The following is a 14748-nucleotide window of genomic DNA, read 5'->3' on the forward strand; positions in this document are numbered from 1 at the left end:
GGCCGGCGTCGACCCGCTCGCGCACTACCTCCTCTACGGCCAGGGCGAGGGCCGCGAGATCTACGCCGCCATCGGCAAGGCCGCCGACCTCGGGGCGCATCCGGGCTTCGACGCCGAGTACTACCTGCTGTCGAACCTCGACGTGGCGCGGGCGGCGACGAGTTCGGGCCGCGACCCGTTCGCCTTCGCCTACGACCACTACCAGCTCTACGGCTGGAAGGAGGGGCGCAACCCCGACGCGGTGTTCGACACCAAGGGCTACCTCAACGCCTATGGCGACGTGAAGGCGGCGGGCGTCGACCCGCTGCTGCACTACGACCTCTACGGCTGGAAGGAGGGGCGCGACCCGTCGAAGGGGTTCGACACCACGGCCTACCTGGCGGCCAACGGCGACGTGGCGCGGGCGAAGGTCGACCCGATGCTGCACTACCTGCAATACGGCGCGCTCGAGGGCCGCGCGGCCCCGGGCGACACCACCTTCGGCTTCGGCAACATCGGCTAGAACATTTTTCGACGAGGCGGGCATCGGTTCGTCGATAGAAAATGCTGCAAAACCAATGGCCTAAGCGGACTTGCGTTGGCAGGCCAACGCTTCGCCCGCTCAGGTTCTCGTCTGGTCGCAGATTTTCGGCGCCGAACCGATAACTACTTCGGCGAAATCTGCTTGGAGCAGCGCCCGGTTGCAAAGCGATCGGGCGCTGCTCTAGAGCATTTTCCGACGAAGTGGAAACCGGTTCGTCGGAGAAAATGCGACAAAACAAATACTTAGAGAGCTTCGCGATTGCAACGCGATCGTGGAGCGCTCTAGCGCGTCGGACGCCGCCGGATGAGAAAGGCCCGCGCAGCATCCGCCGTGCGGGCTTTTTCCGTCCCCGGGAACGGTTGCGGGCCTGGCCTGGACCGAAGCCGGCGGGTTCGAGCTCGACGTTTCGATGCAGCGCGGAGGAGGAGCCGGGCGCCGAACGGCCCGCCGACGGTCGCGGGCGCCGAAAGGCCGCGCCGCGTGGGCCGGAACGCCGGCGGACCGCCGGCCGTTTGGCGTCATAGCGTGCCCTCGTCACCGTCAGGAGGCTTTCCATGCGCGCCCTCACGATCCGAACCACGGTCGCGGCCGTCCTCGTCCTCGGGACGGCGGGCGCGGCCCTCGCCCGCAACAGCGATTCCGGTAGCGGCCTGTCGCCCTACGCCGCTCTGAACGGCAACGACCGCTCGGCCGGAATCAACAACGGCAACTACCGGCAGCCGCGCTACGACCCCTACCTGCGCACCTACGGCCGGCCGCCGGCGGGCTACGGCTACCGGGCGCCGCCGCCGTACTACTACGGCTACCCGTACTGAGCTCCGACGTCCTCCTGGCCGGCCTCTTGATCCGGGGGCGTTTCCCGGCGACCACCGCCCCCGGGCGGCCACGTGACGCCGGGAGACGACGATGCCGAGAGACATTTGGTCGGAAGAGATCCGGTCGAGCCGGACCCGGCGCGCATGAGCGCGGGCACGACCCCCGCGCGCCTCGACGCCCTGCGCCGGGGCGAGCTTGCCGGGATCCGGGAGTTGCGGCTCCCCGGCGGGCCGGATGGGCGGCTGACCGAGATGCCGCCCGAGATCCTCGGGCTTGCCGACAGCCTCGAGCTCCTCGACCTCGGCGGGCACGCCCTGACCGACCTGCCCGCGGAGTTCGGCCGGATGCGCCGCCTGCGGGTGCTTTTCTGCTCCGGCAACCGCTTCGCCCGCCTGCCGCCGGTGCTCGGCGACTGCCCGGCCCTGAGCCAGGTCGGCTTTCGCGCCACCGGCCTCGTCGAGGTGCCGGCCGAATCGCTGCCGCCGGCCCTGCGCTGGCTCACCCTCACCGACAACCGCATCGCGGCGCTGCCCCGCGCGCTCGGCGAGCGGCCGCGCCTGCAGAAGCTGATGCTGGCGGGCAACCGCCTCGACGCCCTGCCGGATTCCTTGGGCGGCGCGGAGAACCTCGAGCTGCTGCGCATCGCCGCCAACGGCTTTGCGGCCCTGCCCGGCTGCGTCGCCGCCCTGCCCCGCCTCGCCTGGCTGTCCTGGGCCGGCAATCCGTTCGAGGACCGCGCCGCGCCGGCGCCGGCCGCGGCGGAGACGGTCGCGGTGGAGACGGTCGCTTGGAACGACCTGTCCGTCGGCCCGCTGCTGGGCGAGGGCGCCTCGGGCCGGGTGATGCGGGCGGCGTGGCGGCCGGGGGCTGCGGGCACGGCACGCCCGGTCGCCCTCAAGCTGTTCAAGGACGCGATGACCAGCGACGGCCTGCCCGAGCGCGAGATGGCGGCCTGCCTGGCGGCGGGGGCCCACCCGCACCTGACCGGCGGCCTCGGGCGCCTCGCCGACCATCCGGACGGCCGCCAGGGGCTGTTGATGCCGCTCCTGCCGCAGGGCTGGCGGGTGCTCGCCGGACCGCCGAGCCTCGAGAGCTGCAGCCGCGACGTCTACGATCCGGACCTGCGCCTGACCCGGGGAAGCGCCCTGCGCCTCGCCCGCGGGGTGGCGGCGGGCGCCGCCCACCTGCATGCGGCCGGCTTCGGCCACGGCGATCTCTACGCCCACAACGTGCTGTGGGACGGGCGCGACGGCGCCGCGGTGCTGAGCGACCTCGGCGCGGCCTCCGCCCTGCCGCCGGGCCGGGAGGGTGCCGTCCTGCAGCGGCTCGACGTGAGGGCCTTCGGGCTGCTGCTCGACGAGCTCGGCCGCCACGCGCCCCTCGCCGGCCCCGCCCTCGCCGGGCTGGTGGCGGCCTGCACCGGGCCCGACCCGGCGGCGCGCCCGGCCATGGCGGAGGTGCGGGACGCCCTCGATGCGATCATCGCGGGCCCGGGGCCGGGCTGACCGGCCCCGTCCCGGTTCGTCAGCGGCTCTTCTTGTAGAGCTTGCTGGCGATCTCGAAGATCTCCTCCGGCTTGTAGTTCGGCGCGAAGGCGCCGTAATTGCCGTCGAGTTCCGGGATCTTGCCGCCCTCGGGCGCGCCGTCGACCACCTCGAGGTTCCCCGGCGGGTCGCCCGGCAGGGCCACCTCGTCGTTCGACCACACCCCGGCCGCCTCGGGATAGTCCTGCGAGAAGGTGTAGAGCCGGCGGTGGCTGCCCTCCTGCAGGTATTTCTGGCATTCCGGGATGCGGTCGAGGTTGATGTTGGGGGTCGGCAGCATCTGCTCGATCGCCACCCCGGTCAGCTTCTTCAGCGCCAGCGCGTAGGCGTGGGCATGGACCGAGCCGCGCACCAGCAGGTAGCCGCAGACCTCGCGCCCGGTCTGGTCGGTCAGGGTCTCGTAGACCCGCAGCTTGTGCAGCCGCGCGCCGCATTCCAGGTGGAAGTTGTGCAAGAGATCGATGATGATGTTCCCGGTCGTGGTGACCATGTCCATGTTCCACGACGCGGCGTTCGAGTTCATCGGCATCGCGCCGCCGCCGTTGCTGAGGAAGCTGCCGGCGAGCCGGATGTCCTGCATGTCGTGGAAGGGTGCCTTCGACACGTCGACGTCCGGCGTCGGGTCGCCGGGGCCGTTGTTGAGCATCGCCACGCCGGTCGAGACCAGCTCGACGTGGCCGAGCTCCTCGGCGAAGATGCTCGAGACCAGGCTGTAGAACGGCCGCAGCTTCGACTTGTCGCGGAAATTGAAGCTCTGGAACATGTAGTTGCCGAGCGTCGACATCTCGCCGTACTTGCCGCCGAGCAGCTCCTGCAGGGCGGCCGCGGCGTTCGGGTCGGGCCTCTTGGGCTGCGGCAGCTCGGCCTGCAGGCGGTCGATCCTCATGAACATGGGCACGGCACCTCGTCTCGCCGGGGTCTCCCCCGGAGCCTGGTGGGCATACTCCCCGCATCCATCGCGGATAGTCCCCGGGAGCATCGATCGACGGATGGTTGGGTTCCCTGCCAGATACTCCCCTGGCGCATCGGTCGCAGGGGGAGGCGGGCGGGCCGGACGGAGCGGGGTGACGCGCCCGCGCCGCAGGGCGCGGACGAATGCGGAGGCGAGCGGTCGAGCGGTGCGATAATCCTTGACCGCGATGCGCCGGCAGGCCCCCCTTGGAGAATCGCCGACCGACTCCCGGATCCCATGGCCACCCCGATCGACACCGGCACCATCCTGGCCCTGCTGCGGCGCGCGACCGAGCAGGTGCGCGCCTCGACCGCCCGCGCCACCGCCGCCGAGGCCCGGGCCGACCGGCTCGGCCGCGAGGTCGGCGCCCTGCTCGTGCGGGTCGAGGACGCGCTTCAGGCCGCCGCGACCGAGGCCGCCGAGGCCCGGGATGACGCCGCCGGGGCCCGGGACGCCGCCGCTGCGGCCAAGGATGTCGCCGCCGCGGCGCAACAGGCCGCCCTGGCCGCGCAGGCGGCTGCGACCGAGGCCGACAGGATCGCCGCCGAGGCCGACGCGGCGGTTGCCGAGGCACGAAACGACGCCGCCGAGTGGCGGAACGCGGCCGCCGAGGCGGAGGCCCGGGTCGGGGCGGCGGAGGCCCGGCTGTCGGCCGAGCGGGCCGCGATGCGCCGCCTGGAGGCACGCCTGGCCGAGGCCCAGCGCGCCACCACCGCCGCCGAGGCAGCCCGCGAGGCGGCGGAGCTGCGCCTCGCCCGCATCCGCGCCGCCCTGCTCGACACGGTGGTGCCGCCGGCAGAGGCGGAGCGGCCGGCCCTGCATTGAGAGCCCGCCCGACCAAGACAGGAAATTTTTACCCCGCTCATCGCCTCGGAGCCTGTGCGAGCGGGTCCGACGAGCGAATGCCGGCGGTGAGATCGAGATATCCCGCCCTTCCCCCTCGTCCTGAGTCGTCGGTCGATCGAAGATCGGCTGACATCTCAAGATGGCATGAGAGGACAGGAAGCTCGCAGCATCTCGATTACGATTTCGAAAATTTTCCTCATCCGGCTCTCAGGATGACTAGAGAGCGGAACAACAGTCTCCGATTTCCGTCAAACGGGCCCCGGCCCCGCGCGGCGGGGACGCGGACGGCGGACCGCCGCGTCCCTCATCCCCTCACCCCGCCTTCGACAGCGGATCGGCGATGCTCTCCAGGGACTTGCCCTCGGCGTCGACCCCGAGCCGCCACTCCGTCACGGCGGCGATCACCAGGAGCGCGGCGGCCCCGACATAGCCGCCGGCGAGCGCCCAGTGCTGGCCCGACTCGATCAGGCGGGTGAACAGCCAGGGGGCCATCACGCCGCCCGCACCCGTGCCGAGCGCGTAGAACACCGCAATGGCGAGCGCCCGGGTCTCGAGCGGAAAGATCTCGCTCGCCGTGAGATAGGCCGAGCTCGCCGCCGCGGAGGCGACGAAGAAGATCGCGATCCAGGCGAAGGTCTGGGTCCAGGCGGTGAACAGGTCGAGGCCGAACGCGACCGCGGTGGCGAGCAGCAGGAGACCGCTCACCGCGAAGGTGCCGGCGATCATCCGGCGCCGGCCGATCGTGTCGAAGAAGTGGCCGAGCAGCAGCGGCCCCAGGAAGTTGCCGATGGCGAGCGGCACCAGGAAGATGCCGGCCTTGTTCTCCGGCACGCCGTAGAACTTCGCGAGCACCAGCCCGTAGGTGAAGAACACCGCGTTGAACAGGAAGGCCTGAGCCACCATCAGCACCAGGGCGAGGATGCTGCGGCCGCGGTGCTTGTGCACCATCGAGGCGAAGATCTCGCCGAAGCCGAAGCTCGTCTTGGGGTGCACCTCCAGGATGCCCTCGGCCTTCGGGAGCTTCTGCCCGGTCTCGGCCTCGATGCGGCGCTCGATCTCCGCCACCGTACGCTCGGCCTCCTCCTCGCGGCCGTGGGTGACGAGCCAGCGCGGGCTCTCGGGGACGTGGCGGCGCAGGAACAGGATGCCGAGGCCGAGCACGCCGCCGATGCCGAAGCCGAGGCGCCAGCCGAAATCCGGGTCGAGGAGGTTGGGGTCGAGGAGGAGGAGCGCGGCGCCCGCGCCCGCGGCGGCACCGAGCCAGAAGCTGCCGTTGACGATGAGGTCGACCCGGCCGCGGTACTTGGCCGGGATCAGCTCGTCGATGGCCGAGTTGATCGCCGCGTACTCGCCGCCGATGCCGAGCCCGGTGACGAGGCGGAAGAGCGCGAAGCTCCAGAAATCCCAGGCCAGCGCGCTGGCGATGACGCCGCCGACATAGATCAGTAGGGTGGCGTAGAACACGAGGCGGCGGCCGAACCGGTCGGTGAGCCAGCCGAACACCAGGGCGCCGACCACCGCGCCGACGACGTAGAACGACGCCGAGGCGCCGATCTCCTGGAGGGTGAAGCCCAGCGCCCGCTTGTCCTGCAGCACCGGGCCGATCGCCCCGACGATGGTGACCTCGAGCCCGTCGAGCACCCAGGTGACGCCGAGCGCGATCACCAGGATCAGGTGGAAGCGGCTCCAGGGCAGCCGGTCCATCCGCGCCGGCACGTCGGTGCGCACCACGCCCGATCCGGCGACCCGCGCCGTTCCTGCTCCTGCCGTCACGTGGCATCCTCCCGCGCTCATCCGTGGGAGAGAGAACCGTAGCGCGGCCGTTGCGTTCCGCGTGCGCCCGTCCCACACCGGGCGGACAATCCGGTGCCGCCATGCTCCGCATCCAGTCCCTCCGCCGAGACCGTCCGCCGGGAGGCCGCTTCGGTCCCTTCGACCTCGCCCTCGCGCCGGGCGAGGCCTGCGCCGTGACGGGACCGTCGGGGGCGGGCAAGAGCGTGCTGCTGCGCATGATCGCCGACCTCGACCCGTCCGAGGGCCGGGTCAGCCTCGACGGGGCCGACCGGGACGCGATGCCGGCGCCGCTCTGGCGCCGGCAGGTGACCTACCTCGCCGCGGAAGCCGGCTGGTGGGCCGACACCGTCGCCGAGCACTTTTCCGCCGACGCGGCCTCCCGCCTCGCCCCCGAGCGGGAGGTGTTGCGGCTGCCGCCGGACGTCTTCGGCTGGCCGGTGGCGCGGCTCTCCACCGGCGAGCGCCAGCGCCTCGCCCTGCTGCGGGCGCTCGCCGGCGGACCGCGGGTGCTGCTCCTCGACGAGCCGACCGCCTCCCTCGATCCCGACAGCGCGCGGGGCGCCGAGGCGGTGATCGCGGCGCGCCGCGCCGCCGGGCTGATCGTCGTCCTCGTCTCGCACGACCCCGCCCAAGTGGCGCGCCTGGCCACCTGCCGGCTCGCGGTGGCGGGCGGGCGCCCCGCATGATCCGGCCCGCATGATCCCTTCGTCGTGATCTCCTCGCCCGGCCCCCTCGACCTCGCCCTCGGGGCGGGCTTCGTCCTCCTCAATGCCGGCCTGTCGGCGGCCCTCGGCCTCGGGCTCGCCCGCACGATGCTGGTGGCGGCCGGGCGGCTGGTGGCGCAGCTCGCCCTGGTCGGGCTGGCCTTGCGCACGGTGTTCGGCCTCGGCGCGCCGGGTCCGGTGGTCGGGGTGGTGGCCGTGATGGCACTCGCCGCCGCCTACGAGATCGGCGCCCGGCAGGACCGGCCGCTGCGGGGGCCCTGGGCGTACGCGCTCGGCGGCCTGGTCTCGGCCGGGGCGACGGCACTCGCCGTCGCGGTCGGGCTGGCGGCGTTGCGCCCGCATCCGTGGTGGGACCCGCATGCCCTGATCCCGCTCGCCGGCATCGTGCTGGGCTCGGTGATGAGCGGGATCGCGATCGGGCTCAACGGCCTCACCGGGGCGGTGCGGCGGGAGCGGGCGGGGATCGAGGCGCGGCTCGCGCTCGGCGCCACCCGGGACGAGGCCCTGGCGCCGCTCGTCCGCGGCGCGATCCGGGCCGGGTTGATCCCGGTGCTCAACCAGATGGCGGCGGCGGGGCTGATCACGCTGCCGGGGATGATGACGGGCCAGATCCTCGCCGGGCAGGACCCGCAGGGCGCCGCGGCGTCACAGATCCTGATCCTGTTCCTGCTGGCGGGGGCGAGCGGCCTCGGGGTGACGGGCGCGGTCCTGGCGGCGGCGCGCCGGCTCACCGATGCCCGGCACCGCCTGCGGCTCGACCGGCTGGCCTGACGGTCAGCCCGGGCTGCGGCCGGTCTCGGCGGCCGCGACGCGGCAGACGTTGCGGGCCGGGCCGAGCTCGGCGAGCGGGGTCTGCTGCCCGGCGCGGACGGCGCTGCGGGTCGCCTGCGCGGTCCAGCGGGCGCCGCCGGCCGACGAGAGCCGGTCCTGGGAGACCTGTCCTTGGGAGACTTGTCCCTGCGAGGCCTGGGCGAGCTGGACGCGGGCGAGGGACTGGCGCGGCGTCGCGCCCTCGCGGTCGTACCACGGGCGCTTCTCGTAGAAGGCGTTGCCGCCGGCCAGCGCCACGTAGTGCATGTTGCGGTAGGAGAAGGTGTAGCCGGCGGTGTGGAAGAACATCGCGCCGCCGACCTTCTCGTGGCGCTCGCCGGCCAGGATCGCGTCGGCGACCTGCTGGGCCTTCTCGCGCTCGCGGTCGCGCATCGGCTTGTGCAGCACGCCGGTGGCGAACTGGCGCTTCTGGCCGACGACGCCGCAGATCGAGTTCGGGTAGGCCGGGGCCTCGAGCCGGTTCATCACCACGGTGCCGACCGCGAGCAGGCCCTCCTCGCTCGAGCGGTTGGACTCGAAGTACATCGCCCGGGCGAGGCAGTCCCGGTCGGCGGGCGTGACGGCGGCGAGCTGCTTGCGGTCCGGAAGGCTTCCCGTCGTCTCGACCCCGTGGGGGACCAGGCTGCAGCCGCCGAGATGCGGTGCCGCGGCGAGCGCCGCGAGGGCGGCGGTGATGGGGAAAGTCCGGTTCCGGGTCATGCAGGCCCCTCTCGTGCATCGGCCGAGCGGACCGGAACGGCCGCGCTCAAAGCCTAGCTTTAGGCGGAATGTGGCGAGGTCGGGGCACGGATACACTTCGTAAACCAATTGCCACGCTCGGCAGCAAGATCGTGGCGACGTGATGCAACGGGGAAACACCGCCGGGGGGCGCACGAAGCTTCCGCGAGCTGCGTCCGGGACCACGGCAGGATCACGGCCCGATCATGGCCAGTCGAAGGTGGCGTTGCGGTGCAGCGAAACCGCAACGCATCCGCGTCATGCCGGCTCCGGCCGTTCTCACGACGATGCGCCGCGCCGCGGGGAGGCCCGCGGATCGGCCGAGGACAGGGGAACGAAGTCGATGCCGGCGCGCGTGCCCTCCCGGCGCAGGCCGACGTCGCGCAGCAACCTGTCGTCGAGACCGTCCAACCTGGCGCGGTCGCGGCGCTGCCGCAGGTGTCGCGCGAGCGCGCCCTCCCCGGGCGGGCCTCCGCCGGGGCGTCCGGGGCCGAGCGCGGCGAGGAGGCGGCGAATCAGTTGCGGCAGGATCGGGAGCGGCATCGGCGGGGTCCGGCGGTTGCGTCGGCCCGGTGTCGCCGGTCCGCCGGCCGCGCTGCTTCGGCGCCGGCCGAAGCGTCCGGCGCTCGCCCGCGCTACAAGGGAGGCCCGCCGCGGCGCCGACCCGAGGAGACCCCATGGTGACCATCGCCGCCCTCGCCCGCACCGCCGCCCTCGTCGGCGACCCGACCCGCGCCGGGATGCTGGCGGTGCTGATGGACGGGCGCGCGCTGACCGCGGCCGAGCTCGCCCGCGCGGCGAACGTCACGCCCCAGACCGCGAGCGGCCACCTCGCGCAGCTGGTCGAGGCCGGGCTGCTGGCGGTCGAGCGCCAGGGCCGCCACCGCTACCACCGCCTCGCCGCCCCGGCGGTGGCCCGGATGCTCGAGGGCGTGATGGCGGTGGCGGCGGTCCCGGCCGCCATCCCACCGCGGCCGACCGGCCCCCGGGACGCGGCGTTGCGCGAGGCCCGCACCTGCTACGACCACCTCGCCGGGCGGCTCGCCGTCGCGATGACGGATGCCCTCGTCGCCCGCGGCGCGGTCGAGCTCGGGGCCGACGGCGGCGCGCTCACGCCGCAGGGCGAGGTGTTCCTGCGCGGGCTCGGGGTCGATCTCGACGGGGCCGCCCGGGGCCACCGCCGGCGGGTCTTCTGCCGCCCCTGCCTCGACTGGAGCGAGCGCCGGCCCCACCTCGCCGGCACCCTCGGGGCGGCCCTGCTGGCGACCGGCCTCGACCGGGGCTGGCTGCGCCGGAGCGCCGGCAGCCGGGCCGTCGCCGTCACCCCGGGCGGGCGCCTCGCCCTGGCGCAAGCCTTCGGGGCGGAGATCTTCGCCTGCGCCTGCCGGGAGGCCTGACCGCGGCCGGTCTCCCTCGCGGCAGAGCCGACGGCCGATCGATGCCCGGACGACCTTGCGGACGACCTTGCGGACGATCCCGCCCGCCCCCACCTCCCGGTCGCGCCTGCGGTTGGGCGCTCTTCGGAGAAGATCATGCCGCACCACGACACCACCGCCCTTTCGGGCACGATCCAGCACGTCTTCGCGCACCGCTTCACCCTGGAGGCGGACGGCGCGGTCCACCTCGCCGATCTCGGGCCCAAGGGCGCGGAGGCCTTCCCCCTCGCGGCCGGCCTGGCGGTGACCCTGGAGGGCGAGCGCCGCCCCTCCGAGATCAAGGTCGCGCGGATCGCCACGCCGGGCCGCGACCCGGTCGAGATCCACCACAAGAAGCCGAACCACCCCGGCAAGTCCCGGTCGGACGCCCCGGTCGATCCCGCCGCCGCCCTCGCCGCCGTGACGGCGGCCGGGTGGACGCCGACGGGCGAGCCCAGGCCGAAGCCCAAGCACGTCGAGGTGCTGGCCCGCCGGGACGACGGCGCCTGGACCGAGCTGCACGTCGACGCCTCCGGGGCGATCTACAAGGAGAAGGCGCCGGACGCCGCCAAATGGGGCGCGGCGCTCAACGGGGGTGCGGCCCTCGCCTGACGAGGGTCGGAGGGCCGCGCCCCGGCGCGGTCCTCCCTTCAGCGCCCGGCGACCGGTTCCATCCCGGTCCGCCGGATCGCCGCCGCGGCCCGGTCCGAGGCGAGGTGGGCGATCAGCCGCCGGGCCGATCCGACGGCGCCCGAGCCCGCGACGATCGCCGCGGTGAAGGTCTGGACGAGCTGGACCGCGTCGGGCAGCGGCCCGACCACCGTGATGCCCGGCACGCCGACGAGTTCGCTGACCGGCCCCAGGGCGAGGTCGGCCTCGCCCGCCGCCAGGGCGGCCGCCGACTCGGTGCCGCGCGCCAACATCGTCACCCGCACCGTGTCGGCGACGCCGAGGCGCGGGAACACCGTGTCGCGGATGAACAGGCCGCTCGTGCTGCCCGGCATCACGACGCGGCGGGCCTGTGCCAGGGTACGGGTCAGCGCCGCGACCGTGTCGATCGCCGGATGCGGCGCCCCCGCCCGCACCGCGGCGGCGAGCGGCGCGGTGGCGAGTTCGACCGCCGACCCGGCGAGGATCCGGCCCTCCTGCGTCAGCTCGTGCAGCCCCTCGTTCGAGAGGATCACCACGTCGACGGAGGCGCCATGGGCGAGCTGGTGGCGGATGGTCCGCGGCCCCTGCCCCTGCGAGGCGCCGGACAGCGTCCGGACCGCGAGCCCGGTCTCCCGGGTGAAATCCGGCAGCGCCGCCTCGTAGGCGAGCGCGAAGCCGCCCGAGATCATGACGGTGAAGTCGGTCGGGGTGTCGTCCGGAGGGGTCATACCGTCATCCACCTGCTGCCCTTGCACCTGCTGCCCGTGCACCGGCTGCCCGCGACGATCCCGGGTGCGGAGGGAGGCTCGCTCCGCCCAGGACGGCGGGAGATCGAGACTGCAACAGATCCCGCACCGGGTCACGCCCGCCAGGGGGACGGGGAGCAAGGGGACGGCGGACGAGGGAGCGCGGATCCGCAGGCCTGCGGCCCGCCCTGCCCGGCGCGGGACCGTGCCCGTGCCCGTGCCCATGACGCGGCGGAATCAAGCTCGGCCGCAAGACATCGACGCCGCTTCGGCCCGTTCATTCTGCCGAATCGCAACGCGACAGGACATCTGCGCCGAAATCCGCCGAAATAAAGCAAAGCGTTTCATGATGAAGCGTTGCCGTAACGAACGGTCAGGACTAGTCTTTCTCCACCAAACACATCATCGACGATCCGGTCCGGCCACGAGAGGCCGGCCGTGCACGATCCTGTCGGGGCGTTGACGAAGTCATGACGAAACCGTCGCTGCCTCTGGCCGTGCTGGCCTCCCTGTTGCCCTCCCTGCCGCTCGCTACCGCCGCCCACGCGACGGACGGCTACTTCCAGAACGGGCTCGGCGCCAAGGCCAAGGGCCAGGCCGGCGCCGCGATCGCCGATCCGCAGGATTCCCTGTCGATCGGCGCCAACCCGGCGGCGGCCACGGCCCTGGGCCACCGCTTCGACATCGGCGCCGACGTCTTCGTGCCGGACCGCTCCGCGGCGATCTCCGGCAACGGCGCGGGGCTGGACGGGCGCTCCAGCGGCAACGGCCTCAATCCCTTCGTCATGCCGGAATTCGGCATCGTGCGCCCGCTGCCGGGCGGGCTCGCTCTCGGGCTCGCCGTCTACGGCAACGGCGGCATGAACACGGTCTACAAGCAAAACCCCTTCGCGGCCGTCGGCGCGACGGGCCATGCCGGGGTCGACCTCAAGCAGGTCTTCGTCGCGCCGACGCTCGCCGTGGAGGTCGCCCCCGGCCAAAGCCTCGGCGTCTCGCCGCTCGGGCTCCTCCAGAGCTTCAAGGCGGCGGGGCTGCAGCCCTTCGCGGTCGCCTCCGCCGATCCCGCCCGGTTCACCGACCGGGGCACCGGCTGGTCGACGGGCGCGGGCGTGCGGGTCGGCTATCTCGGGCGGTTCGGCCCCGTCAGCCTGGGGGCGTTCTACCAGTCGGAGGTCCTGGCGACCGGCTTCCACCGCTACGGGGGATTGTTCGCCGAGCGCGGCGGCTTCGACGTGCCGGCCTCCTGGGGCGCCGGCCTGGCGGTGCGGGCGAGCGAGGCGCTGACCGTCGCGGTCGACGTCAAGCGCATCGCCTATGCGAGCGTCCGCTCGATCGGGACGCCGCTGGCACCCCTGCTCGCCGGCCGGCCCTTCGGCGCCGCGGACGGCCCCGGCTTCGGCTGGCGCGACATCTCCGTGGTGAAGCTCGGGCTGCGCTACGCCGCGAGCCCGAGCCTGACCCTGCGGGCGGGCTACGGCTATGCGCAGAACCCGGTCCGCCCCTCGCAGACCCTCCTCAACCTGCTGGCCCCCGGCGTGGTGACCCACCACGTCACCGCCGGCGCGACCTGGACCACGGCCTCCGGGACCGAGATCACCGGGTTCGTGATGCACGCGCCCCGCAACACCGCGAAGGGCCGGGGCTCGATCCCGGTCTCCTACGGCGGCGGCGAGGCCGACATCGCGCTCGCCGAGACCACCCTCGGCGTCTCGGTCGGCTGGAAGCTGTAGCGCCGTCGGCGCAGAGCCGGCGGCGAACTGCGCCTGCCCTCGCGCGTAAAATGCTCTAAGGCCCTCACCGGACAACACGATCAGGGGGGAGACAGCATGGAACCGCAGATGCGGGAGCGGGAGGACGCGCGGGGCTTTCCGCGCTGGCGGCTCGCCCGGGGGCCGGTGGTGCTGCCGGACGAGCGCCCGCCGGGGGGCCAGGCGGTGGTGCTGGCGCTCCAGCACGTCGTGGCGATGTTCGGCTCCACCGCGCTCGCCCCGCTGCTGATGGGGTTCGACCCCAACCTGGCGATCCTGTTTTCCGGCATCGCGACGCTGCTGTTCTTCGTCGTGGTCGGCGGCCGGGTGCCGAGCTACCTCGGCTCCAGCTTCGCCTTCATCGCCGTGGTGGTGGCCGCCACCGGCTATTCCGGCAGCGGCCCCAACCCCAACCTGCCGGTGGCGCTGGGGGGCATCGTGGCGGCGGGCGCGGTCTACGCGGTGATCGGGATCGCGGTGATGCGGGCGGGCGACGCCTGGATCGGCCGGCTGATGCCGCCGGCGGTGACCGGCGCGATCGTCGCGGCGATCGGGCTCAACCTCGCGCCGATCGGGGTGAAGGGCATCTCGGGCTCCGGCCTCGACACCGGGATCGGGCTGTTCACGATCCTGGCGGTGGGCCTGTCCGCCGCCTACCTGCCGGGCGCGGCGCGGCGCCTGCCGCTCCTCATCGGGGCGGTGGCTGCCACGCTGCTCTACGGGGTGCTCGCCAACGGCTTGGGGCTGGCGAAACCCCTCGATCTCGGGCGGATCGCCGACGCGCCGTGGTTCGGCTGGCCGCACTTCACGACGCCGGTCTTCGAGCCCTCGGCGATCTGGCTCATCGCCCCCGTCGCCCTGGTGCTGGTCGCGGAGAATCTCGGCCACGTGAAGGCGATCGGCGCGATGACCGGGCGCGACCTCGACCCCTGGCTCGGCCGGGCCTTTTTCGGCGACGGCCTCGCCACGATGCTGTCGGGGTTCTTCGGCGGCACCGGCGTGACCACCTATGCCGAGAACATGGGCGTGATGGCGGTGACCCGGATCTACTCGACCCTGGTCTTCGCGCTGGCCGGCGTGGTGGCGATCCTGTTCGGGCTGTCGCCGAAGTTCGGCGCGGCGATCCTGGTGATCCCCGGCCCGGTGATCGGCGGCCTGTCGGTGGTGGTGTTCGGGCTGATCACCGCGGCGGCCGGGCGGATCTTCGTCGAGAACCGGGTCGATTTCTCGCGCACCCGGATCCTGCTCACCGTCGGCACCGCCCTGGTGCTCGGCGCCGGCGACTTCACGGTGCGCCTCGGCAGCTTCACCCTCGGCGGCATCGGCACCGCCACCGCGGCGGCGATCCTGCTCTACCACCTGCTGCGCGACGAGCCCGCCTGACGGCCGGCCTTCCCGGAGACCGCCGGCGGCGCGGGCGGACCCCGCGTCGCCGGACCG

Annotated in this window: 14 protein-coding genes and 1 pseudogene; 10 read left to right on the forward strand and 5 right to left on the reverse strand. The window is 73.5% G+C overall.

Annotated elements, in window-relative coordinates; all coding sequences use genetic code 11:
• The 3 genes and pseudogenes from BMX97_RS32630 to BMX97_RS00015 form a co-directional block, all read left to right on the forward strand.
• Positions 1-502, forward strand: a pseudogene (locus tag BMX97_RS32630) (alkaline phosphatase); the annotation flags it as partial.
• Between the two features lie 575 nt (positions 503-1077).
• On the forward strand, positions 1078-1338 hold the full coding sequence (locus BMX97_RS00010; protein WP_244538196.1) for a hypothetical protein: 261 nt from the start codon (positions 1078-1080) through the stop codon (positions 1336-1338).
• Between the two features lie 144 nt (positions 1339-1482).
• Complete coding sequence (locus BMX97_RS00015; protein WP_091744214.1) at positions 1483-2844, forward strand: leucine-rich repeat-containing protein kinase family protein; 1362 nt, start codon at positions 1483-1485, stop codon at positions 2842-2844.
• Between the two features lie 19 nt (positions 2845-2863).
• Here the strand turns inward: BMX97_RS00015 and BMX97_RS00020 are convergent, their stop codons facing one another.
• Positions 2864-3775 carry a manganese catalase family protein gene (locus BMX97_RS00020; protein ID WP_091744216.1) on the reverse strand — a complete coding sequence of 304 codons (912 nt, stop codon included), beginning with the start codon at positions 3773-3775 and terminating at the stop codon, positions 2864-2866.
• Between the two features lie 297 nt (positions 3776-4072).
• On the opposite strand from BMX97_RS00020, the gene BMX97_RS00025 reads away from it, so the two are divergent.
• On the forward strand, positions 4073-4660 hold the full coding sequence (locus BMX97_RS00025; protein WP_091744218.1) for a hypothetical protein: 588 nt from the start codon (positions 4073-4075) through the stop codon (positions 4658-4660).
• A gap of 333 nt (positions 4661-4993) precedes the next feature.
• Here the strand turns inward: BMX97_RS00025 and BMX97_RS00030 are convergent, their stop codons facing one another.
• Positions 4994-6454, reverse strand: a complete 1461-nt coding sequence (locus tag BMX97_RS00030; protein WP_348273103.1) for an MFS transporter — start codon at positions 6452-6454, stop codon at positions 4994-4996.
• A gap of 101 nt (positions 6455-6555) precedes the next feature.
• Here BMX97_RS00030 and BMX97_RS00035 point away from each other — a divergent pair, with 101 nt between their 5' ends.
• Together BMX97_RS00035 and BMX97_RS00040 are read left to right on the forward strand one after the other, a co-directional pair.
• Positions 6556-7161 (forward strand): ABC transporter ATP-binding protein, encoded by a 606-nt coding sequence (locus BMX97_RS00035; RefSeq protein WP_091744220.1) that lies wholly within the window; start codon positions 6556-6558, stop codon positions 7159-7161.
• 24 nt (positions 7162-7185) lie between these two features.
• A complete protein-coding gene (locus tag BMX97_RS00040) occupies positions 7186-7971 on the forward strand; it encodes an ABC transporter permease (RefSeq protein WP_091744223.1) in 786 nt (261 codons plus the stop codon).
• 3 nt (positions 7972-7974) lie between these two features.
• On the opposite strand, the gene BMX97_RS00045 is transcribed toward BMX97_RS00040, so the two are convergent.
• Both BMX97_RS00045 and BMX97_RS00050 read right to left on the reverse strand, forming a co-directional pair.
• A complete protein-coding gene (locus BMX97_RS00045; protein WP_091744225.1) occupies positions 7975-8730 on the reverse strand; it encodes a cell wall hydrolase in 756 nt (251 codons plus the stop codon).
• Between the two features lie 297 nt (positions 8731-9027).
• Entirely contained in the window at positions 9028-9291 is a 264-nt protein-coding gene (locus BMX97_RS00050; protein WP_091744226.1) for a YjiS-like domain-containing protein, read from the reverse strand.
• Between the two features lie 134 nt (positions 9292-9425).
• Between BMX97_RS00050 and BMX97_RS00055 the strand changes: the two genes are divergently transcribed.
• Positions 9426-10145 carry an ArsR/SmtB family transcription factor gene (locus BMX97_RS00055; protein WP_091744228.1) on the forward strand — a complete coding sequence of 240 codons (720 nt, stop codon included), beginning with the start codon at positions 9426-9428 and terminating at the stop codon, positions 10143-10145.
• 135 nt (positions 10146-10280) lie between these two features.
• Entirely contained in the window at positions 10281-10775 is a 495-nt protein-coding gene (locus BMX97_RS00060; RefSeq protein WP_091744230.1) for a hypothetical protein, read from the forward strand.
• A 38-nt stretch (positions 10776-10813) separates the two neighbouring features.
• Here BMX97_RS00060 and BMX97_RS00065 read toward each other — a convergent pair whose 3' ends face one another.
• The gene (locus BMX97_RS00065) at positions 10814-11542 is read right to left on the reverse strand and encodes a substrate-binding domain-containing protein (RefSeq protein WP_177202069.1); all 729 of its coding nucleotides are present in this window, start codon (positions 11540-11542) and stop codon (positions 10814-10816) included.
• Between the two features lie 488 nt (positions 11543-12030).
• Here BMX97_RS00065 and BMX97_RS00070 point away from each other — a divergent pair, with 488 nt between their 5' ends.
• Both BMX97_RS00070 and BMX97_RS00075 read left to right on the forward strand, forming a co-directional pair.
• On the forward strand, positions 12031-13290 hold the full coding sequence (locus BMX97_RS00070) for an OmpP1/FadL family transporter (RefSeq protein WP_091744235.1): 1260 nt from the start codon (positions 12031-12033) through the stop codon (positions 13288-13290).
• A gap of 96 nt (positions 13291-13386) precedes the next feature.
• Positions 13387-14691 carry a solute carrier family 23 protein gene (locus BMX97_RS00075; RefSeq protein WP_210187609.1) on the forward strand — a complete coding sequence of 435 codons (1305 nt, stop codon included), beginning with the start codon at positions 13387-13389 and terminating at the stop codon, positions 14689-14691.
• Positions 14692-14748 lie beyond the last annotated feature (57 nt).

Source organism: Methylobacterium sp. ap11 (genome assembly GCF_900110515.1).
GTDB lineage: Bacteria > Pseudomonadota > Alphaproteobacteria > Rhizobiales > Beijerinckiaceae > Methylobacterium > Methylobacterium ajmalii.